21 protein-coding genes and 1 tRNA gene are annotated in these 21546 nt (G+C 69.8%); 15 read left to right on the top strand and 7 right to left on the bottom strand.

Translation table 11 applies throughout. The features are described from left to right. Positions 1-10 precede the first annotated feature (10 nt). Together DPQ23_RS11680 and purL are read left to right on the top strand one after the other, a co-directional pair. The gene (locus DPQ23_RS11680; RefSeq protein WP_112874972.1) at positions 11-904 is read left to right on the top strand and encodes a LysR family transcriptional regulator; all 894 of its coding nucleotides are present in this window, start codon (positions 11-13) and stop codon (positions 902-904) included. Between the two features lie 307 nt (positions 905-1211). Next, entirely contained in the window at positions 1212-3407 is a 2196-nt protein-coding gene (gene purL, locus DPQ23_RS11675; protein WP_112874971.1) for a phosphoribosylformylglycinamidine synthase subunit PurL, read from the top strand. A 25-nt stretch (positions 3408-3432) separates the two neighbouring features. On the opposite strand, the gene DPQ23_RS11670 is transcribed toward purL, so the two are convergent. Genes DPQ23_RS11670 through gmk form a run of 3 tightly spaced genes read right to left on the bottom strand, consistent with a single transcriptional unit; the run spans position 3433 to position 5733 of the window. Further along, entirely contained in the window at positions 3433-4572 is a 1140-nt protein-coding gene (locus DPQ23_RS11670) for a sensor histidine kinase (RefSeq protein WP_338067055.1), read from the bottom strand. Between the two features lie 13 nt (positions 4573-4585). Further along, positions 4586-5107 carry a gamma carbonic anhydrase family protein gene (locus DPQ23_RS11665; RefSeq protein ID WP_112874969.1) on the bottom strand — a complete coding sequence of 174 codons (522 nt, stop codon included), beginning with the start codon at positions 5105-5107 and terminating at the stop codon, positions 4586-4588. Then, positions 5104-5733, bottom strand: a complete 630-nt coding sequence (gene gmk / locus DPQ23_RS11660; RefSeq protein WP_112874968.1) for a guanylate kinase — start codon at positions 5731-5733, stop codon at positions 5104-5106. The genes DPQ23_RS11665 and gmk overlap by 4 nt, the downstream gene beginning before the upstream one ends. A 206-nt stretch (positions 5734-5939) precedes the next feature. On the opposite strand from gmk, the gene DPQ23_RS11655 reads away from it, so the two are divergent. After that, positions 5940-6731, top strand: coding sequence for a PAS domain-containing protein (locus DPQ23_RS11655; RefSeq protein ID WP_112874967.1), 792 nt, complete (start codon positions 5940-5942; stop codon positions 6729-6731). A gap of 85 nt (positions 6732-6816) precedes the next feature. On the opposite strand, the gene DPQ23_RS11650 is transcribed toward DPQ23_RS11655, so the two are convergent. After that, positions 6817-8241 (bottom strand): class II 3-deoxy-7-phosphoheptulonate synthase, encoded by a 1425-nt coding sequence (locus DPQ23_RS11650; RefSeq protein ID WP_112874966.1) that lies wholly within the window; start codon positions 8239-8241, stop codon positions 6817-6819. 305 nt (positions 8242-8546) lie between these two features. Between DPQ23_RS11650 and DPQ23_RS11645 the strand changes: the two genes are divergently transcribed. The 7 genes from DPQ23_RS11645 to DPQ23_RS11615 all read left to right on the top strand — a co-directional run bounded on the left by DPQ23_RS11645 (position 8547) and on the right by DPQ23_RS11615 (position 15611). Then, complete coding sequence (locus tag DPQ23_RS11645; protein ID WP_112874965.1) at positions 8547-9566, top strand: GlxA family transcriptional regulator; 1020 nt, start codon at positions 8547-8549, stop codon at positions 9564-9566. 100 nt (positions 9567-9666) lie between these two features. After that, positions 9667-10851: an ABC transporter substrate-binding protein gene (locus tag DPQ23_RS11640; RefSeq protein ID WP_112874964.1), complete on the top strand. Its 1185-nt coding sequence runs from the start codon at positions 9667-9669 to the stop codon at positions 10849-10851. Positions 10852-11001: 150 nt separating this feature from the next. Next, on the top strand, positions 11002-11784 hold the full coding sequence (locus DPQ23_RS11635) for an ABC transporter ATP-binding protein (protein ID WP_112874963.1): 783 nt from the start codon (positions 11002-11004) through the stop codon (positions 11782-11784). Further along, positions 11781-12602 carry an ABC transporter ATP-binding protein gene (locus DPQ23_RS11630; protein ID WP_112874962.1) on the top strand — a complete coding sequence of 274 codons (822 nt, stop codon included), beginning with the start codon at positions 11781-11783 and terminating at the stop codon, positions 12600-12602. Before DPQ23_RS11635 ends, DPQ23_RS11630 begins: the two co-directional genes overlap by 4 nt. A gap of 2 nt (positions 12603-12604) precedes the next feature. Continuing rightward, positions 12605-13162: a hypothetical protein gene (locus DPQ23_RS11625; RefSeq protein WP_162630728.1), complete on the top strand. Its 558-nt coding sequence runs from the start codon at positions 12605-12607 to the stop codon at positions 13160-13162. Between the two features lie 93 nt (positions 13163-13255). Continuing rightward, positions 13256-14257 carry a branched-chain amino acid ABC transporter permease gene (locus tag DPQ23_RS11620; RefSeq protein WP_112874960.1) on the top strand — a complete coding sequence of 334 codons (1002 nt, stop codon included), beginning with the start codon at positions 13256-13258 and terminating at the stop codon, positions 14255-14257. Between the two features lie 10 nt (positions 14258-14267). After that, a complete protein-coding gene (locus DPQ23_RS11615; protein WP_112874959.1) occupies positions 14268-15611 on the top strand; it encodes a branched-chain amino acid ABC transporter permease in 1344 nt (447 codons plus the stop codon). 51 nt (positions 15612-15662) lie between these two features. Here the strand turns inward: DPQ23_RS11615 and purN are convergent, their stop codons facing one another. Then, positions 15663-16250, bottom strand: a complete 588-nt coding sequence (gene purN, locus DPQ23_RS11610) for a phosphoribosylglycinamide formyltransferase (RefSeq protein ID WP_112874958.1) — start codon at positions 16248-16250, stop codon at positions 15663-15665. Then, entirely contained in the window at positions 16247-17296 is a 1050-nt protein-coding gene (gene purM / locus DPQ23_RS11605; protein WP_112874957.1) for a phosphoribosylformylglycinamidine cyclo-ligase, read from the bottom strand. The genes purN and purM overlap by 4 nt, the downstream gene beginning before the upstream one ends. A 151-nt stretch (positions 17297-17447) precedes the next feature. Between purM and DPQ23_RS11600 the strand changes: the two genes are divergently transcribed. Both DPQ23_RS11600 and DPQ23_RS11595 read left to right on the top strand, forming a co-directional pair. Next, positions 17448-17523: transfer RNA gene (locus DPQ23_RS11600), tRNA-Ile, on the top strand. A 129-nt stretch (positions 17524-17652) separates the two neighbouring features. Continuing rightward, positions 17653-18276: a DsbA family protein gene (locus DPQ23_RS11595; protein WP_162630727.1), complete on the top strand. Its 624-nt coding sequence runs from the start codon at positions 17653-17655 to the stop codon at positions 18274-18276. Between the two features lie 154 nt (positions 18277-18430). Here DPQ23_RS11595 and DPQ23_RS11590 read toward each other — a convergent pair whose 3' ends face one another. Next, positions 18431-19117, bottom strand: a complete 687-nt coding sequence (locus tag DPQ23_RS11590) for a FadR/GntR family transcriptional regulator (protein WP_205961452.1) — start codon at positions 19115-19117, stop codon at positions 18431-18433. A gap of 162 nt (positions 19118-19279) precedes the next feature. Between DPQ23_RS11590 and DPQ23_RS11585 the strand changes: the two genes are divergently transcribed. From DPQ23_RS11585 to DPQ23_RS11575, 3 genes are all read left to right on the top strand, one after another. Continuing rightward, on the top strand, positions 19280-20059 hold the full coding sequence (locus tag DPQ23_RS11585) for a basic amino acid ABC transporter substrate-binding protein (RefSeq protein ID WP_112874955.1): 780 nt from the start codon (positions 19280-19282) through the stop codon (positions 20057-20059). 64 nt (positions 20060-20123) lie between these two features. Beyond that, entirely contained in the window at positions 20124-20795 is a 672-nt protein-coding gene (locus DPQ23_RS11580) for an amino acid ABC transporter permease (protein ID WP_112874954.1), read from the top strand. Between the two features lies 1 nt (position 20796). Continuing rightward, complete coding sequence (locus tag DPQ23_RS11575; RefSeq protein WP_112874953.1) at positions 20797-21534, top strand: amino acid ABC transporter ATP-binding protein; 738 nt, start codon at positions 20797-20799, stop codon at positions 21532-21534. The last annotated feature ends 12 nt before the right edge of the window (positions 21535-21546 follow it).

Raw genomic sequence — 21546 nt, 5'->3', positions numbered from 1 at the left:
GGGTTCGAGAATGGACTGGGACAAGCTGCGGATATTCCACGCGGTTGCGGATGCAGGCAGCCTGACCCATGCTGGCGATGTCTTGCACCTGTCGCAATCCGCCGTCAGCCGGCAGGTCCGCGGGCTGGAGGAGTCGCTGGGAACGACCCTGTTCCACCGCCATGCGCGCGGCCTGATCCTGACCGAACAGGGCGAGATGCTGTTCGAGGCCACAAAGGCCATGGCCCGCAAGCTGGACACGACCGCCGCGCGAATCAAGGACAGCGAAGAGCATGTCTTCGGCGAGCTGAAGGTCACGACGACCACCGGCTTCGGCACGCTGTGGCTGGTGCCGCGCCTGGCCAAGCTTTACGCGCGCTATCCCGATCTCAAGATCGACCTGCTGCTGGAGGAGCGCGTCCTGGACCTTCCGATGCGAGAGGCGGACATCGCCATCCGCATGAAGGAGCCCAGCCAGGCCGACCTGATCCGGCGACGGCTGCTGAACATCCGCATCCGGCTGTTCGCATCGAAAGAATATCTCGACCGGGTCGGCACGCCCCGGACCATGGCGGACCTGTCCCCCCACCGGCTTATCTGCCAGAACCCGGCCACGCCCCAGGTCTCGGCCGGCGCGGTGCTTGCACAGACGCTGCTGGCGCAGAACATGGCCTCGACCCTGCTGATCAACAGCTATTTCGGGGTGCTGCAAGGGGTGCTGAACCACGTCGGAATCGGCATCCTGCCCGACTATCTGGTGACGGACTTTCCCCATCTGGTCAGGGTCCTGCCCGACATCGAAAGCGCCGAGGTGCCGGTGTTCCTGGCCTTCCCGGAAGAGTTGCGCAGTTCACGCCGCGTCGCGGCATTCCGCGACTTCGTTCTGGAGGAAATCCAGTCACTTCGGCGCAATCTGGGCGAATGAGCCTGCCTCGCCGCGCATCAATCCGTTGCACCCATGCAACATCTGCATGGCCGGAATGCTGCACCCGCATCATGTTCGCGCTTGCACGATGGGCAGCTTGCCCATATTTCCGATCTCGAAGGGTGACGGCAAGGCAACTTCCGTTCCTTCAACCTCCCTGTTGGACTTGAGCCGGGCATATGCCCGGCTTTTTTTTGCCCGGCGGCGCGAATGGCCCGGCGCGCGGGTGCGCTCGCATCCTCCCTTCCCTCGTGCCCCCCCAAGCCGTAAAAGCCGGGCATCACGGGCAGGGCAAAGGCGCAGGATCATGCAGGAACCGACCATCACCGACGATCTGATCGCCGCCCACGGTCTGAAGCCCGACGAATACCAGCGCATCCTTGACCTGCTGGGACGCGAGCCGACCTTCACCGAACTCGGCATCTTCTCGGCGATGTGGAACGAGCATTGTTCCTACAAGTCGTCCAAGAAATGGCTGCGGACCCTGCCCACCACCGGCCCGCAGGTGATCTGCGGCCCCGGAGAGAATGCGGGCGTCGTGGACATCGGCGACGGGCCCGATGGCCAAAAGCTGGCCGTCGTCTTCAAGATGGAAAGCCACAATCACCCCAGCTATATCGAGCCGCATCAGGGCGCCGCAACCGGCGTCGGCGGCATCCTGCGCGACGTGTTCACCATGGGCGCGCGCCCGATCGCGGCGATGGACGCGCTGTCGTTCGGTCGTCCCGAACATCCCCGCACCGCCCATCTGGTCAAGGGCGTGGTCGAGGGGATCGGCGCCTATGGCAACGCCTTCGGCGTGCCGAACGTCGGCGGAGAGGTGCGGTTCCACCGCGCCTATGACGGCAACTGCCTGGTCAACGCCTTTGCCGCCGGGCTGGCGCAGGCCGACCGCATCTTCTATTCCGCCGCGTCTGGCGTCGGGATGCCGGTCGTCTATCTCGGCGCCAAGACCGGCCGCGACGGCGTGGGCGGGGCCACCATGGCCAGCGCCGAGTTCGACGACACGATCGAGGACAAGCGTCCCACCGTGCAGGCCGGCGACCCCTTCACCGAGAAATGCCTGCTCGAAGCCTGCCTCGAGCTGATGCAGACCGACGCGGTGATCTCGATCCAGGACATGGGCGCTGCGGGACTGACCTGCTCGGCGGTCGAGATGGGCGACAAGGGCGGTCTCGGCATCCGGCTGGACCTGGACCGGGTGCCCACCCGCGAGACGGCGATGACGGCCTATGAGATGATGCTGTCGGAGTCCCAGGAACGGATGCTGATGGTCCTCAAGCCCGAGAAGGAGGCCGAGGCGCGCGCGATCTTCGAGAAATGGGACCTTGATTTCGCAATCGTGGGCGAAACCATCGCCGAGGACCGTTTCCTGATCCTGCACGGCAACCACGTCAAGGCCGACCTGCCGCTGTCGAAGCTGTCGTCGAGCGCGCCGGAATACAACCGTCCCTGGGTCGAAACCCCTGCTGCCGCCCCGATGCCCGCCCTGCCCGACATGGCGCCGATCGCGGCCCTGCGGACGCTGATCGGCTCGCCCAGCTACGCCCACAAAGCCTGGGTCTGGGAACAGTATGACAGCCAGGTCGGCGGCGACACGATCCGCAAGCCGGGCCTTGGCGCGGGCGTCGTGCGCGTCCACGGCACGAACAAGGCGCTGGCCTTCACCAGCGACGTGACCCCCCGCTATGTCAAGGCGAACCCCGTGCAGGGCGGACGCCAGGCCGTGGCCGAGGCGTGGCGCAACCTTGTCGCGGTGGGCGCCCGGCCGCTGGCCGCGACCGACAACCTGAACTTCGGCAATCCCGAAAAGCCCGAGATCATGGGCCAACTGGTCGGCGCGATCCGGGGGATCGGGCAGGCCTGCGAGGCGCTGGACATGCCGATCGTGTCCGGCAACGTCAGCCTTTACAACGAAACCGACGGCCAGGCGATCCTGCCCACCCCCACCATCGGCGCGGTCGGGCTGATCGAGGATCTCGACCACCTGATCGCAGGCCGGCCCGGCCCGGGCGACGTCGCGGTGATGATCGGGGCGGCCGCCGGGCACCTGGGCCAGTCGGCGCTGGCCGCCGAGGCCTGGGGGATCGAGGCCGGAGACGCCCCGCCCGTGGACCTCGAGGCCGAGCGCCGCAACGGCACGTTCCTGCTGTCCAATCGCCGCCAGGTCCATGCGGCCTGCGACCTGTCCGACGGCGGGCTGGCGCTGGCGGCCTTTGAAATGGCCGAGGCGGCGGGCATCGGCGTCACGCTGGACAGCAGCGACATCGCTCAGCTCTTCGGCGAGGACCAGGCCCGCTATCTGGTCGCCTGCCCTGCCGCGAACGCCGAGACGCTGGCGGCCCATGCCGCAGCAGAGGGCGTGCCGGTCGCCGTGGTCGGCCGCTTCGGGGGCGAGGCCGTGGACCTGGGGGGCGACCGGGCGCCGCTGGCCCAGCTTTCGCAGCTTTACCGGACGGCCTTTGCCGCGGCGATCCGCGGCGATCTGCCCGACCACGCCTGACGCGCTGGCCGCGGCGGCCGCGGTCTCAGCCGGCCTGCCCGCCGCTCGACGGCGCCTCAATGCCCGGACCGCCGGCGCCCGGTGCCGCCCTGCCGGGGGCGGCCTCGGGCAGGATCACGGTGAAGCGGCTGCCCCGGCCCTTTTCGCTGTCGATCTTCAGCCGGCCGCGATGACGGGCGACGATGTGCTTGACGATCGCCAGTCCCAGCCCCGTGCCGCCCTTTTCACGCGACCGGTGCGTGTCCACGCGATAGAAGCGTTCGGTCAGCCGCGGCAGGTGCAGCGCCTCGATCCCGTCGCCGTTGTCGGCCACCTCGGTCGCCCAGCCGGGACCGCGCAGGGCGGGTTCATGCGGAATGCGGGTCAGCGTCACCGTGACCTGGCCGCCGCCGTACTTGATCGCGTTCTCGAACAGATTGTGGAACACCTGCATGATCTGGTCGGCGTCGCCCGGCAGGCGGACGGGCTGGGCCGTGCCGCGCAGCGTCAGCGTGACGCCGCTTTCGCGCGCCGCGGGTCCGGTCGTCGCTGCGACGCTGCGGATCAGTCCGGCAAGATCGACGATCTCGGCCGGGCGGCGACGCTCCTCGCCCTCGACCCGGCTCAGCGACAGAAGGTCGGCGATCAGGCGGTTCATGCGCCCGGCCTCGCGCGCCATGATGTCCAGAAACCGTTCCTGCGCGGCCGCGTCGTTGCGCGCCGGGCCGCGCAGCGTGTCGATGAAGCCCATCAGCGCGGTCAGGGGCGTGCGCAGCTCATGGCTGACGTTGGCGACGAAGTCGCGGCGCATCTGCTCGGCGTGCTCGACGCCCGTGCTGTCCTCGATCACCACGGCCGCGCCGTGCCCGCCCTGGACGGCCAGCGGCGACACGGTCACGACGGTGCTCAGATCGCGCCCCTGCGCGCTGATCGTGGCTGCCAGCCGGGCAGCCCCCGCACGCGCGGGCAGGCCCGCGGGTGGGGGTCCTTCGGGCTTCAGCACCCAGTCCAGCGCCCGGTTCACCGCGGGCTGGCGCACCACCGTCACGAACGGCCGGCCGATCGGGTCGTTGCCGAACATCGCCGTGCTTGCGGCGTTCGCCGCGGCGACCCAACCGGCGGGGTCCACGACCAGCATGGCCACCGGCACGACCTCGCAAATCTGTTGCAGCCGGTCGCTGTCCACCAGCCGCGCCCCGTCAGCCCACCGACCGCAGGCCGGCGCGATAGCGCGCGGCGTTGGCTCGATAATGGGCGGCCGATCCGCGCAGGCGCGCGACCGCGTCGGCGTCCAGCATCCGCACCACCTTGCCGGGCGCGCCCATCACCAGCGCGCCGGGCGGGATCTCCTTGCCTTCGGCGATCAGCGCGCCCGCCCCGATCAGCGCGCCCGCCCCGATCACCGCACCGTTCAGGATCGTGGCGCCCATGCCGACCAAGGCCCCGTCCCCGATCGTGCAGCCGTGCAGCATGGCGCGATGGCCCACCGTCACATCCTGCCCGATGGTCAGCGGGCAACCGGGGTCGGTGTGAAAGACGCACAGGTCCTGCACGTTCGATCCGCGGCCCACGCGGATGGGCTCGTTGTCGGCGCGCAGCACGGCGCCCCACCAGACGCTGGCCTCGTCCTCCAGCTCGACGCGGCCGATCAGCTGCGCGTCCGGCGCCACCCAGGCGTCCGGGGCGATCCGCGGCGCGACTCCGTCCAGTTCCCAGATCATGCCTGTTCCTCCATCAGGGCCTTGACGAACGGGCCCAGCGCGGGGCGCCGGTCGCGCCGCAGCCGCTCGGCCGTCAGGATGGCGCGCAGGTCGCCCTCGGTTGCGTCCAGGTCGTCGTTGACCAGCACATAGTCGTATTCCGCCCAGTGGCTGATCTCGTCGCGGCTCTTGCGCATCCGGTCGCGGATCACCGCCTCGTCGTCCTGGCCGCGCCCGCGCAGGCGCCGCTCCAGCTCGGCCAGGCTGGGGGGCAGGATGAACACCGACACCACATGCGGCCCCAGCGCCGAGGCGCGGATCTGCTGTCCGCCCTGCCAGTCCACGTCGAACAGCGTGTCGCGCCCCTCGGCCATCGCCGCCTCGACGGGGCCGCGGGGGCTGCCGTAGAAATTGCCGAACACCTCGGCGTGCTCGAGCATCTGCCCGGCCTCGACCATGGCGCGAAAGGCCGCGCGATCGGTGAAATGATAGTGCCGGCCGTCCACCTCGCCGGGGCGCGGGGGCCGCGTCGTGGCCGACACCGAAAACCGAAGCGTGGGGTCCCACTCCATCAGCCGCCGCGCCAGCGTGGACTTGCCCGCCCCCGAGGGCGAGGACACGATGATCAACAATCCCCTGCGCTGCATTCCATTCCCTTTGCCGGCCCGCCCCACTTGGCCGAGACGACGGGGGCAGGTCAACCCGTGGCGCGCCACAACCCCTTGGTGTATCGCGGTCATTCACTCGCGCTTTAACCAGCCGTAAACTTGTTGCTCACGTTCGCAGGCCGGCTGCGCTAGACTGGGGGTGTTCCCGGCCGCCCGCGCGCAGCCGGTCAGGCCAGGATGACGGAATGGACGAGCGCAACGACAGAACCGACAGCCCCTCCGGTCCCGAGATCCCGGGACCGGCCTGCATTCGCCCCCTTGCCCAGGGGGACGGCGCAGGCGGCGACCGGGTCCTGCGGCTGGCCGATTTCGACCCTGTCCAGCCCGCCCGCATCGTCGCGGACCTGCGCGATTACTGGCAGTCGCTGCGCGTCGGCCGCGCCATTCCCACGCGCGCCGATGTCGAGCCGCGCGGCCTGCGCCGGGCGCTGGACTTTGCCTTCGTGCTGGAACGGGTCGCACCGGGCGCCGCGCGGTTTCGTCTGGCGGGGCGGCACCTGATCGACCTGATGGGGATGGAGGTCCGGGGCATGCCGCTGTGCGCGTTCCTGTCGCCCTCGTCGCGGGGGCGGCTTTCGGACGTGCTGGAAACCGTCTTCAAGGGGCCGCAGATCGTCCAGCTGGGCCTGACGGCCGCCGCAGGCTATGGCCGCCCCGCCCTGTCGGGACAGATGCTGCTGTTGCCGCTGCGCTCGGATCTCGGGGACGTGACACGCGCGCTCGGCTGCCTTGTCAGCACCGGAGAGATCGGGTCCGCGCCCCGCCGTTTCGACCTGATCGCCGAGACGCTGATCCCGGTGATCGAGGGGGCGCGGGTGCTCGACCCCTGGCCCTCGGCTGCCGGCTTTGCCGAACAGCCGGCGCCGTGGCAGGCCGCGCCGCTGTCAAAGGCGCCGACGCCGCTGATCGACCGGCCCGCCGACACGCCGCAATCCCGGCGCGCGGCCTTTCGCGTCATCCCGCGCAACGGCGACTGACCGCGGCCCCCTTTGGGGGCGTCGCCTTGACGTCACCCGTGGCGCGCCTGCCGGGGCCGACGCCACCTGGAGGCCGTGACCCCGATCAGACCGCGTCGCGCAGGCCCGCAGCGGTGCCGGTCCGGCGGGCGCGCAGTTCCTCGGCGACCAGGAAGGCCAGCTCCAGCGACTGGCTGGCGTTCAGGCGCGGGTCGCAGGCGGTGTGATAGCGGCTCGACAGGTCCTCGTCCGTCACGGCGCGCACGCCGCCGGTGCATTCGGTCACGTCCTGGCCGGTCATCTCGAAATGCACGCCGGCGGGAATCGTGCCCTCGGCGGCGTGGACGGCGAAGAACTCGCGCACCTCGCGCAGCACCGAATCGAACGGCCGCGTCTTGTAGCCCGAGGCCGACTTGACCGTGTTGCCGTGCATGGGGTCGCACGACCACACGACCTGCGCCCCCTCTTGCTGCACGGTGCGGATCAGGCGCGGCAGGTGGTCGCCCACCTGCCCCGCGCCAAAGCGCGCGATCAGCGTCAGGCGGCCGGCCTCGTTGGCGGGGTTGAGCCGCGCCATCAGCCTTTTCAGGTCGTCGGCGCTGATCGAGGGTCCGCATTTCAGACCGATCGGGTTCTGCACGCCGCGGCAGAATTCGACGTGCGCGCCGTCCACCTGACGCGTGCGATCGCCGATCCACAGCATGTGGCCCGACCCCGCGACCGGCAGGCCGGTGGTCGAATCGATGCGCGCCAGCGCCTCCTCGTACTCCAGCAGCAACGCCTCGTGGCTGGTGTAGAACTCGACGCTGCCAAGCTCATGCGCGGTTTCGGCGGTGACGCCCGCCGCCTGCATGAAGGCCATGGCGTCGCTGATCCGGTCGGCGATGTCGCGATAGCGCGCGGCCTCGGGCCCGTCGGTGAAATCGCCGATCCAGCTTTGCACGCGGTGGATGTCGGCGTAGCCGCCGGTGGAAAAGGCCCGCAACAGGTTCAGGCTGGCGGCGGCCTGGGTATAGGCCTGCAGCATGCGGACGGGATCGGGGACCCGCGCGGCCTCGGTGAAGTCAAAGCCGTTGATGATGTCGCCGCGATAGCTGGGCAGTTCGCGCCCGGCGATCACCTCGGTGGGCGCGCTGCGCGGCTTGGCGAACTGGCCCGCCATGCGGCCGACCTTGATGACGGGCATCTGCGCCCCCCAGGTCAGCACGACGGCCATCTGCAGCATCACCTTGAAGGTGTCGCGGATGTTGTCGGCGCTGAACTCGGCAAAGCTTTCGGCGCAGTCGCCGCCCTGCAACAGGAATGCCCGCCCCTGCGCCGCGTCGGCCAGGTGCGCGCGCAGGCGGCGCGCCTCGCCGGCAAAGACCAGCGGGGGGAAACGGGCAAGCTGCGCCTCGACCGCGTTCAGGGCGGACGTGTCGGGATAATCCGGCATCTGGACGCGCGGATAGGCCCGCCAGCCGCCGCGCTGCCAGTCGGACGGCGCGGCAGCACCGGACAGGGCACGAGGGGCTTGGGTGGTCTGGGCCATGAGATCCTCCTTGGAACCCCGTGGTTATAGGCGACCGGGGGCCAAAGGGAAAGGCCGGGGACCAGCCGGCCCCCGCAAAGGGCGGCGCCCCGCGCGGGATCGCCCCTGCCCGCCCGCGCGGATCGCCAGCGCCCCTGCCGCACGCGCGCGGCCTCGCCACCCGCCCGGGGCGCCCACCCGCATGGGGGGCTTGTCCCGCCGCCGCGCCTCCGCTGTCCCGCGCGCGCCGCTGCCCTGCGGCGTGCCATATGGCTTGCATGGTCCGGCCCGTTCTCATTATCTCCGCCGGTCGCCAGGATGCCGCCATGCCCAGCCCCGCCGCCCTCTTGCCCCCCCACCCTGCCCGGCCGCGGCGGTTTCTGTTCCTGTTGCTCGACCGCTTCACGCTGATCTCGTTTGCCGCGGCAGTCGAGCCGCTCAGGCTGGCCAACCGGGTCAGCGGGCGCACCCTCTACGACTGGCGGCTGGTCGGCGCGGGCGGGGTGGATGCCACCTGTTCGGCCGGCGCGCGCATGGCGCTGGATCACGGGCTGGACGTCGCGGCCCAGCCCGGGGATGTCGTGCTGGTCTGCGGCGGACTGGATGTCGCGCAGGCGGTCACGCCGCCGGTCCTGTCCTGGTTGCGCCGCAGTGCGCGCCAGGCCGCGGCGGTGGGCGGGCTTTGCACCGGGGCCTGGGCGCTGGCGCAGGCGGGGCTGCTGGACGGCAGGCGGGCCACCATCCACTGGGAAAACCATGACGGCTTTGCCGAGGCGTTCGACGGGGTGGACCTTTATCGCACGGTCTTCGTGGACGACGGATCGCGCCTGACGGCGGCGGGGGGCACCTCGCCCATCGACCTGATGCTGCGGCTGATCGGGCGCGAGCATGGTCCCGACCTGGCGGCCCTGGTGGCCGACCAGCTGATCACCACCCAGGTCCGGGCCGAGGACGACAGCCAGCGCCCGTCCATCCCCTCGCGCATCGGGGTGCGCCATCCGCGGCTTGCGGCCGTCATCGCCCGGATCGAGGCCAACCTCGAGGACCCGATCAGCCCGGCCGTGCTGGCCCGCGACGCGGGCATGTCGATGCGCCAGCTGGAACGGCTGTTTGCGCGCTATCTGAACCGCACGCCGAAACGCTATTACATGGAAACGCGGCTGGCGCGGGCGCGCAACCTGCTGGCCCAGACGGACATGCCGGTGATCGAGGTGGCGCTGGCCTGCGGCTTTTCCTCGACGGCGCATTTCTCGAAATGCTTCCGCGCGCAGTATGGCGCCACGCCGTTCCGGGCGCGGGGCCTGTCCCCGGCCACGGCCCCAGGCGTCCCGGCCGCGTCCGGGTAACGCGGCGGACGGCGCAGGGCGCCACCCACACGACACTTTCTTTTCGCACAGGGCGACTCTAGGTTCGCGCAGGACTCCGGTCCAACATGGGAGAGAACGAATGAAAAAACTGCTTCTGGCCACCGCCGCCGCCGCCCTGACCGCAGGCGCCGCCGCGGCCGAGGACATCAAGATCGGCATCTCGATGGGGTTCACGGGGCCGCTGGAATCGATGTCGCCGAACATGGCCAAGGGCGCTGAGCTGGCGATGAAGGAGGCCAGCGAGTCCGGCAAGCTGCTGGGCGGATCGACCGTCACCTCCGTTCAGGCCGACAACACCTGCGCCGACGCGGCTGCGGCCGTCGCGGCGGTCGAGCGGCTGGTGAGGTCCGAAAAGGTGAACGGCATCGTGGGCGGCATGTGTTCGGGCGAGACGATCGCCAGCCTGGAAAAGGTGGCGGTGCCCAACGGCATGGTGATGATCTCGCCGTCGGCCACGTCGCCCGCGCTGACCGACATCGACGACAAGGGGTTCTTCTTCCGCACCTCGCCGTCCGACGCCCGCCAGGGCGAGGTGATGACCGACGTCATCCTGGACCGGGGCCTCAAGTCCGTCGCCGTGACCTACACCAACAACGACTACGGCAAGGGCCTGGCCGAGGCGTTCAAGTCCTCGTTCGAGGCCAAGGGCGGCACCGTCACGAGCATCACCTCCCATGACGACGGCAAGGCCGACTACTCGGCCGAGGTCGGCGCGCTGGCCGCCGCGGGCGGCGAGGCGCTGGTCGTCGCCGGCTACGTCGATCAGGGCGGCTCGGGCATCGTGCGCGGGGCGCTGGACGCGGGCGCGTTCGACACCTTCGTCTTCCCCGACGGGATGGTGAGCGAGTCGCTTGTCACCAGGTTCGGCAGCGAGCTGGAAACCTCGTTCGGCCAGAACCCCTCGTCCGAGGGGCCGGGCCGCGATGCCTTCGTGGCCCTGGCCACCGCGAACGGGTTTGACGGCACCACCGCCTTTGCCGCCGAATCCTACGATTCGGCCGCGCTGATCCTGCTGGCCATGCAGGCGGCCCAGTCCGCCGACCCCAAGGTCTACAAGGACAAGGTGCTGGACGTGGCCAACGCGCCGGGCGAAAAGATCGGCGCGGGCGAACTGGCCAAGGCGCTGGACCTGCTCGCCGCGGGGACCGACATCGACTATGACGGCGCAACCTCGGTCGAGCTGGTCGGACCGGGCGAAAGCGCCGGCGTCTTCCGCGAGGTGGACTTCAAGGGCGGCAAGATGAACGTCGTGGGCATGCGCTGAGGCGCGGTGGACGAGGCGACCCGGCGCCAGCCGCGCCGGGTTGCGCAACGATGACGGCCCCTTCAGGGGCGGCGCCCGCCAGGGCCGCCAATCCGAAGGGCCACCCGGCCAAGGGGCGCGCCGCCCGGCCGGGCCACAGGGGGTAAGGCAATGATCCGGGTCCATGACCTGCACCGGCATTTCGGCGGCTTTCGCGCCGTCGACGGGGCCAGCCTGAGCATCCGCACCGGCTCGATCACCGGGCTGATCGGCCCCAACGGCGCGGGCAAGTCCACGCTGTTCAACGTGATCGCGGGCGTGCTGCCGCCGACCTCGGGGCGGGTCGAGATGGACGGCGAGGACATCACCGGCCTGGCCCCGCACCAGCTGTTCCACAAGGGCCTGCTGCGGACCTTTCAGATGGCGCACGAGTTCGCGTCGATGACGGTGCGCGAGAACCTGATGATGGTTCCGTCCCGCCAGACCGGCGAGACGCTGGTGAACGCCTGGATCAAGCGCGGCGCCATCCGCGCCGAGGAGGCGGCCCTGCGCGCCCGCGCCGACGAGGTGCTGGACTTCCTGACCATCAGCCATGTCGCCGAGGAAAAGGCCGGCAACCTGTCGGGTGGGCAGAAAAAGCTGCTGGAACTGGGCCGCTGCATGATGGTGGACGCCAAGATCGTCTTTCTGGACGAAGTGGGCGCGGGCGTGAACCGCACCCTTCTGGGTACCATCGCCGACGCGATCATCCGCCTGAACCGCGAGCGCGGCTATACCTTCTGCGTGATCGAGCATGACATGGATTTCATCGGCAAGCTGTGCGACCCGGTGATCGTCATGGCCGAAGGCAAGGTGCTGGCCGAGGGTCCGGCCGCCCACATCATGGAAAACGAGGCCGTGATCGAGGCTTATCTGGGCCGCGGCCTGAAGAACAAGGCGATGGTGGGGGCATGAGCGATCCGTTCGCCAACCGCGGCAACCGCGACGCCTCGATCGTGAACCCGCGCCCGGCCGGCACCGCCGATGGAACGCGGGGCAGCGGTCCCGTCCAGCCCGGCCGCGCCGGCGATCCGTTCCTGATCGGCGAGGCGATGCGCGGCGGCTATGGCAAGGCCGACATCCTGAACGGCTGCACGCTGGCCGTGGAAAAGGGCCAGATCGCCGTGATCGTGGGCCCCAACGGCGCGGGCAAGTCTACCGCGATGAAGGCCATCTTCGGGATGCTGACCCTGCGCGAGGGCAGCGTCCGGCTGGACGGGCAGGACATCTCGGCGCTGAACCCGCAGGACCGCGTGCGCGCCGGCATGGGGTTCGTGCCGCAGGTCGCCAATGTCTTCCCGACCATGACGGTCGAGGAGAACCTGGAGATGGGCGCCTATATCCGCAACGACGATGTCCGGGCGACGATGGCGCAGGTCTATGACCTGTTTCCCGCCGTTGCCGACAAGCGCCGCCAGAACGCGGGCGAGCTGTCGGGCGGCCAGCGCCAGCAGGTCGCCGTGGGCCGCGCGCTGATGACCCAGCCCAAGCTGCTGATGCTGGACGAGCCGACCGCAGGCGTGTCGCCCATCGTCATGGACGAGCTGTTCGACCGCATCATCGAGATCGCGCGCAGCGGCATCTCGATCCTGATGGTGGAACAGAACGCAAAGCAGGCGCTGGACATCGCGGATGTCGGCTATGTGCTGGTGCAGGGCGCCAACCGCTATACCGGCACGGGGGCCGAGCTGATGGCCGACCCCGAGGTGCGCCGCACCTTCCTGGGGGGCTGAGGATGGCACGCCCCGCCCCATTGTCGCCCGCCCTGCGCCCTGGTGCGGCCCTGGCGTCTTGGCTCGCCGCCGCCGTCCTGTCGTCCACGATCCCTGCCGCAGCCCTGACGGCCACCGACGGCGCCGCCAGCACGGTCGCCGCCGGCGCCGGCGGCGATCCCCATCGGCCCGTGCACGATCCGGCAGACCTGCGGCCCGAGGCCCCCCTGCCCCCCGATGCACTGGTTCCCGGCGCGGCCGGCGTCACGGTGCTGGTCTGTTCGGCCGACCCGCCGCCCATGGACGCCTCGGGCGCCCTGGGGGCCGGAACTGCGGCCCCTGCCCCCGGCCCTGCTCGCATCGTGCGCGTGGACGACCCCTGGGCCGCGCACCCGGTGATGACGGGCCGGGGCGACGCCGTTCCGGCCCGGTTCTTCAAGCGCGGCCGGACGCTGATCTTCGATGCCGGGGCCGAGACGCTGTACATCGAGCGTGACCACCGCAGCTTTACCTATACCGCCAGTTTTTCCGACGGCGTCACGACGTGGCATGGTAGCTGCCGCGCCATGAGCGGCGACTGACCTCATGGCCCACCGCCGCCGCCCCGCACCGACCCCGCCCCGGCGAGCCGCCGATTGCGCCCCGCGCGCCCGCATCTGCCCCAGAGAGGACTGATGGACCTGCTCAACGCGCTTGTCGCGATCCTGAACTTCGTCGTGATTCCGGCCTCGGCCTATGGGGCGCAGCTGGCGCTGGGCGCGCTGGGGGTCACGCTGATCTACGGCATCCTGCGGTTTTCCAACTTTGCCCACGGCGACACCATGGCCTTTGGCACCGGGATCACGATCCTGCTGACCTGGGGCCTGCAAGCGCTTGGGATCAGTCTTGGACCGTTGCCTAGCGCGCTGCTGGCGCTGCCCCTGGCCATTGCGCTGACGGCGGTTCTGGTGCTGGTCACCGATCGGCTGGTCTATCGCCATTACCGCCGGGTCAAGGCCGCGCCGATCGTGGTCGTCATGGCGTCGGTCGGCGTGATGTTCGTGATGAACGGGCTGACCCGCCTTCTGATCGGGGTGGACGAGATCCAGTTCGCGGACGGCGCACGGTTCGTCGTGTCGGTCCCGCAGTTCAAGGCGATGACCGGACTGGACGAAGGGCTGGCCCTGCGGACCACGCAGGCGATCACGCTGGTTCTGACCGCGGCCGCGGTGTGGGCGCTGTTTGCCTTCCTGAACCGCACGCGGTCGGGAAAGGCGATGCGGGCCTATGCCGACAACGAGGATCTGGCTCTGCTGTCGGGGATCGATCCCGAACGGGTCGTGCGCCTGACCTGGATCATCGCCACCGCGTTGGCGGTCACCGCCGGGGTTCTGTACGGCCTTGATAAGTCCTTCAAGGCCTTCAACTATTTCCAGATCCTTCTGCCGATCTTCGCGGCCGCCATCGTGGGGGGCCTGGGCAACCCGCTGGGGGCGGTGGCGGGCGGTTTCGTCATCGCGTTCTCCGAGGTGGCGCTGACCTATCCCTGGAAGAAGATCGCCGAGTACCTGGGGTTCGAGCCTGCGAGCCTGCTGCAACTGCTGTCCACGGAATACAAGTTCGCCGTCAGTTTCGTCATCCTGATCGTGGTGCTGCTGGTCAAGCCGACCGGCCTGTTCCGCGGCAAGTCGTACTAAGGGGCCGCCGATGTCATCCACCCGCCGGGCCGATGCGCCTGCCAGCCCGCTGCGCGCGCCGCTGCTGTTTGCCGCCGTGGCGCTGCTCTATGTGCTGGAGGGAACGCTGTCGAACGCCTGGTTTTCCGGGTCGTGGAACAGCGCGCTGACGATCCTGAACATGGGCCTGATCTCGGCCGTGACGGCGCTGGGCGTCAACATGATCTGGGGGTATGGCGGGCTGTTCAACGCGGGCGTCGTAGGGTTCCTGGCGCTGGGCGGGCTGGCGCCGGTGCTGATCGCGACCCCGGCGGTTCCGGGGGCCTGGGCAGCGGGGGGACCGCGCGTCCTGCTGGCGCTGGCCGCGGGGCTGGGCGCCCTCGCCCTGGCCGCGGCGGTCGCCCGGCGCACCCCGCCGGTCTGGCGCGTGCCGGCGGCCGCGGTCGTCGTTCTGGCCGGCTATGTGCTGTTCCGCGCGGTCCTGGACCCCGCTGTCGCCGCGATCGAATCCAACAACCCGGCCAAGGCCGGCAACATCGGCGGACTGGGCCTGCCGGTGCTGCTGTCCTGGCCCGTGGGCGCGCTGTTCGCCGCCGCCGCCGCCTGGGCGGTGGGCAAGGTCGCGCTGGGGCTGCGGTCGGATTATCTGGCCATCGCCACCCTGGGCATCGGCGAGATCATCATCGCCGTCCTCAAGAACGAAGGCTGGCTGGCGCGCGGCGTTCTGAACATGACGGGCGTGCCCCGGCCCGTGCCGTACGAGCTGGACCTGCAGGCCGACCCCGCGTTCGTCGCCCGCGCGGCCGGCTGGGGCATGGACGTGGCCACCGCGTCCGGCATCTGGGTCAAGCTGTGCTACGCCGGGCTGTTCGTGGTGGTGCTGGTCGCGCTGATCGCGCTGTCGGAACTGGCGCTGCGCTCGCCCTGGGGGCGCATGATGCGCGCCATCCGCGACAACGAAATCGCGGCCTCGGCCATGGGCAAGGATGTCACGCGCCGCCACCTGCAGCTGTTCGTCATCGGCTCTGCCGTGATCGGGCTAGCGGGCGCGATGATGATCACCCTGGACGGGCTCATGGCGCCCGGCGGCTATAACCCGCTGCGCTATACCTTCCTGATCTGGGTGATGGTGATTGTCGGCGGGTCGGGCAACAACTGGGGCGCGGTGCTGGGCGCGTTGCTGATCTGGTTCCTGTGGATCAAGGCCGAGGTCTGGGGGCCGGCCGCGATGGCGCTGCTGACCGCGCCCCTGCCCGATGGCCCCATCCGCACCCACCTGATCGACAGCGCCCCGCAGATGCGGTTCATCGCCATGGGCGCGGTGCTGCTGCTGGTGCTGCGGTTCGCCCCGCGCGGCCTGCTGCCGGAACGCTAGGAACCGGGGGGCGCGGCCCCCGCGCCCCCGACGATGTCGGCCAGGAAAGCTCTAGAGATCGACGCGGTCGGTCTGCCCCGCGGCGAAGCGGCGCAGCACGGCCGGGTAAAGCCTGTGTTCGGCCGCAAGCACGCGGGCCGCCAGCGTCTCCGGCGTGTCGCCCGGATGGACCGGCACCCGCGCCTGTCCCAGGATCGGGCCGTCGTCCAGCGCCGAGGTGACCAGATGCACGCTGGCCCCCGCCTGCACGTCACCGGCCGCCAAGGCGCGGGCATGGGTGTTCAGGCCCGGATACAGCGGCAGCAGCGAGGGGTGGATGTTCAGCATTCGTCCGGCAAAGCGGTCCACGAACCCGGGCGTCAGGATCCGCATGAAGCCCGCCAGGCAGATGATGTCGGGCCGTGCGTCAAGCAGCGGTCCCAGCAGGGCGGCCTCGAAGCCCCCGCGGTTGCCGCCAAAGGCACGGTGATCGACCGCCGCGACCGGAATGCCCAGTGCCGCCGCCTTGCCCAGCCCTGCGGCGCCGGGATCGTTCGAGGCCACCAGCACCGGGCGGGCCGGATGATCGCCGGTCATGCTGGCGACCAGCGCCATCATGTTCGATCCGCCGCCGGAAATCAGGATGGCGACCCGTTTCACCAGGGCTTGCCGCTGTAGCGGACGCCCTGCCCCCCGGCCACGCGACCCAGGTGGCAGACCCGCTCGCCTGCCTCGGACAGCACCGCCGCCAGCGCGTCGGCGCGATCCGGCGCAACCACCAGCACCATGCCGATCCCGCTGTTGAAGGTCTTGAGCATCTCGGCCTGCGGGATGCCTGCGACGGCGGACATCCAGCCAAAGACCGCAGGCGGGGTCCATGCGTCCAGATCGACCTCGACCCCCAGCCCCGCGGGCAGCACGCGGGGCAGGTTCTCGGTGATGCCGCCGCCGGTGATATGGGCCACGGCGTGCACGCCGCCGGCACGGATCGCGTCCAGCACCGGGCGGACGTAAAGCCGCGTGGGCGTCAGCAGTGCGCGCCCCAGCGGTCCGTCGGCAAAGGGCGCGGGGTCGTCCCAGCCCAGGCCGGCCTGCTCGACCACCTTGCGCACCAGCGAATAGCCGTTGGAATGAACCCCGTCCGACGCCAGCCCCAGCAGCACGTCGCCCGCCGCCACGCCTTGCGGCAGCTGCGTTCCCCGTTCCATGGCGCCCACCGCGAACCCCGCAAGGTCAAAGTCGCCGCCGTGGTACATGCCCGGCATCTCGGCCGTCTCGCCGCCGATCAGGGCGCAGCCGGACCGCCGGCAGCCCTCGGCGATCCCGGCGATGACGCGGGCGGCCTCGTCCACGCGCAGCTTGCCGGTCGCGAAGTAATCCAGAAAGAACAGCGGCTCGGCCCCCTGGCAGACCAGATCGTTGACGCACATGGCGACCAGGTCGATGCCGATGGCGTCCAGCTCGCCCGTGTCGATGGCGATGCGCAGCTTGGTTCCTACGCCATCGGTCGCCGCGACCAGGATCGGATCGGTGAACCCCGCCGCGCGCGGATCGAACAACGCGCCAAAGCCCCCCAGCGCGTCCATCACCCCGGTTCGGGCCGTCGCCGCCGCGGCGGGCTTGATCCGGTCGACCAGCGCATTGCCGGCATCGATATCCACCCCCGCCTGGGCATAGGTCAGGCCCTGCGGCCGGCTGTCGGTCATGGTGGGGTCCTTTGCGCTGGAATGGGGCTGACGCGCGGCAGACATAGCGCAGCCCCCGCGGCGGGGCAATCGCGCCGCCCGCCGCGGGCGCGTCCGCCGCTTGACCGCACGCGCTGCATTTGCGACAGCCTTGCCACGGCGGCCCAAGGCGGGGCCCGTAGCTCAATGGTCAGAGCAGGGCGCTCATAACGCCTTGGTTGGGGGTTCAAGTCCCTCCGGGCCTACCAACCGCCGCAGCGGGCCGCCGCTTTGCCGGCGTCGCCGGTCCGTGACCAGATGTGAACGCCGGTGGCCTCGCGTCCGGCGCGCGCAGCCTGCAAGGTGGCCGCGACATGTTCAGCAGGACAGGACCCACGATGCCGACCCGACGCCATATGCTGACCGGATTTGTGGCTTTGGCCGGATGTGCCGCCGTGCCGGCGCTGGCCCAGTCCACGCCCAAGGCGAACCCGGTCCCCCCCGTCATCCGCAAGGCGCTGGAACAGGACCCCAACGCCCCGGCGATCGGCGCGGCGCGGCCCACTGCGGTGATGGTCGAGTTCTTCGACTACAACTGCCCGCATTGCCGCGCCGGCCTGCCGACGGTTGCCCGTCTTCTGCGCACCGACACGGGGCTGCAACTGGTGCTGCGCGAATGGCCGGTGTTCGGAGAGGGGTCGGTCTATGCCGCACGGGCGGCGCTGGCCTCGCGGACGCAGGGGAAATACTGGGCGTTCCACACGGCGCTGCTGCAGATGAAAGGCAGGGCCGAGGAAGCGACGGTTCTACGCACCGCCCGCCGCGTGGGGCTGGACGAGGCGCGGCTGCGCGCCGACATGGACACGCAGCCCGTCAGCGACCACATCGCCCAGTCCGAGATGATGGCCAGCCATTTCGGCCTGATCGGCACCCCGACCTTCATCATCGGCAGCCGGTCGAGCTTCGGCCGCCCCGACGAGGCAGAACTGCGCGCCATGATCGCTGATTATCGCGCGGCCTGACGGAACACGGGGCCTCTAGGCATTCACCAGCGGCACCCCGAAGGTCGTCTCGAACCGTGCCTGGACCTCGGGCGGCAGCGGCGCCCCGCCTGCCAACCCGCTGGTCCCCAAGGTGAAGAAGGCCGGTCGCTTGATACGGCACGAACCGGCACGATCACAGCTCGACCCCCGCTGCCCGCGCGGTGTTGCGGACGTGGTCGCGCATCCTTTCAGCGGCCGCCGCGCCGTCGCCACGGTCCAGCGCCTCGACGATTCCCCAGTGCTCGGCGATGGATTGCCGCATCCGGTCGGGGTTCGTGTTCGGGATGGGATGCCGCTGGGTTTCCGTCAGAAGCTGCTGGACCGTGCGATAAAGGTTCGTCAGCATCCGGTTGGGGCAGGCCGCGGCGATGCCGAGGTGAAACGCAAGGTCCGCCTCGACATGGGCCATCAGGTCGCCCGAACCCCAGGCGTCCTCGAAGGCCTGCGCCGCAGCGTTCAGGTCCGAAAGGACCGGCGGCGTCATGGCGGTCGCGGCCAGCCGGCACAGTTCCGCCTCGATCAGCACCCGCGTCTGGAAGACGTCCCGCAGGTCATGGGCGTCGTCATACCGCCAAGGGGCTGAGGCCGGGCGGGACGCAGGGTCCAGCACGAAGGTGCCCCGCGCCGGCAGGGTCTGCACGAGGCCCAGCGTCTCCAGCGTCAGCAGCGCCTCGCGCAGCGAAGGACGCGACACGTTCAACTGCCCCGCCAGCAGGCGCTGCGAGGGAAGCTTCTGGCCCGGCTTCAGCTCGCCCGACCGGATCATCTGCTGAAGACGACGGGCGATTGCCTCGGTCAGCGGACCCTTGTCCCAGATCATGTCCGTGGCCCTTTCTTGCGGCACAGCCCGCCCCCCCCCCTGCTCGGCCCTCAACATAAATGTTGCAAAGCCCCAAGGCCCATGCGTCAATACTGGTCAGACCGGTTTGCCCGGTCAAACCAAAAACAAGCACAACGGGGATCTATCATGCACGGAAACAGAATGCGACGGCTGGGACTGGCCCTGGCCCTGCTGGCGGGATCGGTGGGGGCCGCCGCGGCCCAGGACAAGCTGACGGTCGGCGCCAACATCGGCAACGTGCCGTGGGAGTTCCAGGACGACTCGGGCAAGTTCATCGGCTTCGAGATCGACCTCGTCGCCGCCGTGGCCAAGCGCCTGGGCGCCGAGGTGGAGACCGTGAACATTCCCTTCAACGGGCTGTTCTCGGCCGTGCAGTCGGGGCGCATCGACATCGCGACCTCGTCCATCACCATCACCGACGAGCGGCTGAAGTCGGTCAGCTTCGCCCAGCCGTATTACGACAGTGACCAGTCGCTGACCGTGGTCGAGGGCGGCCCCGCCTCGCTGGAGGACATGAAGGGCAAGGTCGTCGGCGTCGATACCGGCTCGACCGGCGACATGTGGGCCAGCGCCCAGCAGGAGACCTATGGCTTTGGGGAAATCCGCCGCTATGAGGGGCTGGCCCCCGCCATGCTGGACCTGACGGCCGGGCGGATCGACGGCTACATCTCGGACATTCCGGCCCTGCTTTACTACGTCAAGGACAAGCCGAACCTGAAGGTCGTGGCGCGGATCGAGACAGGCGAGAAATACTCGATGATGTTCGCCAAGGATGCGGAACTGGCGACGCGCGTGAACGCGGCGCTGGACGAGCTGAAGACCGATGGGTCCATGGCCGAGCTGCACGAGAAATGGTTCGGCGTGGCGCCCCAGGCGGGGTCCTCGACCGTCACCGTCCTGCCGATGCCTTCGCTGAACTGATCCGGGACGCGGGTCCGGGGGGCTGCCCCGGGCCCGGCCTGCGGACCACAGGCAAGGGACGCCCATGGATCTCTTTGACACCTTCCTGAACGCCGAGGTCATGCGCCGCAGCCTGCCCATGCTGATGCAGGGCCTGTGGATCACGCTGCAGCTTGGCACCGCCAGCATCGTTGCGGGGCTGATCCTCGGGCTGGCGCTGGCGATGATCCGGCTGTATGCAACAGCCCCCTTGCGGCTGCTTGCGCGGGTCTACATCGACATCTTCCGGTCGATCCCGCTGCTGGTGCTGCTGATCATCGTCTATTACGCCCTGCCCTTTGTCGGGGTGCGCCTGTCGCCCTTCGTTTCGGCCATGGCCGCGCTGACGCTGGTGTCGGGCGCCTATACCGCCGAAATCTTCCGCGCGGGCATCGAGGCGATCCCCAAGGGCCAGTTCGAGGCCTCGGCCGCCCTCGGCCTCAGCGGGCCGCAGACCATGAAAGAGGTAGTCCTGCCCCAGGCGGTCAAGATCGTGATTCCGCCGCTGACCAACAATTCGATCAACGTGGTCAAGGACACCGCGCTGGCCTCGGTCGTGGCGATGCCGGACCTGCTGAAACAGGCGACGCAAGCGCAGGCCCTGGCCGCGAACCCGACGCCGCTGATCGTGGCCGCGGCGATCTATGTAGCCTTCCTGTGGCCGCTGGTGGCGGCCGTGTCGCGGATGGAACGCCGCTTTGCCGCAAGGAGACGCTGAGATGACGGGGTTCGTCAGCATCAGGAACCTGCGCAAATCCTATGGCAGCTTCGAGGCCCTGAAGGGCATCGACCTGGATGTCGCCAAGGGCGAGGTCGTCTGCGTGATCGGCCCCTCGGGGTCGGGCAAGTCCACGCTGATCCGCTGTATCAACCGGCTGGAAGGCTTTTCCCCCGAAAGCAAGATCCGCGTGGACGGCATCCCTGTCGCCACGGGTCGCGCCCTGGCCCGGGTCCGGGCCGAGGTGGGCATGGTCTTCCAGTCCTTCAACCTGTTTCCGCACCTGACCGTGCGCGAAAATGTCATGCTGGCCCCGCGAAAGGTGCGCGGCACCTCGCGCGCCGATGCGGCGGTGCGTGCCGACCAGCTTCTGGCCCGCGTGGGCATCGCCAACCAGGCCGACAAGTATCCCGAGCATCTGTCGGGCGGCCAGCAGCAGCGCGTGGCCATCGCCCGGGCGCTGGCCATGGACCCGCAGGTGATGCTGTTCGACGAGCCGACCAGCGCCCTCGACCCCGAGATGGTGGGCGAGGTGCTGGACGTGATGCGCGACCTGGCCCGCACCGGCGTCACCATGATCGTCGTCACCCACGAGATGGGCTTCGCCTCGCAAGTCGCGGACCGCGTGATCTTCATGGACGCGGGCCAGATCGTCGAGCAGGGCCCGCCCGCCCGGATCCTTTCCCACCCCGTCGAGCCGCGCACCCGGAACTTCCTCGGCGCCGTGCTGAACCATTGAAGGCAGAGACCA

It is taken from the genome of Paracoccus endophyticus (genome assembly GCF_003286075.1).
Lineage (GTDB): Bacteria > Pseudomonadota > Alphaproteobacteria > Rhodobacterales > Rhodobacteraceae > Paracoccus > Paracoccus endophyticus.
This window is presented reverse-complemented; position numbering and strand designations above follow the sequence as displayed.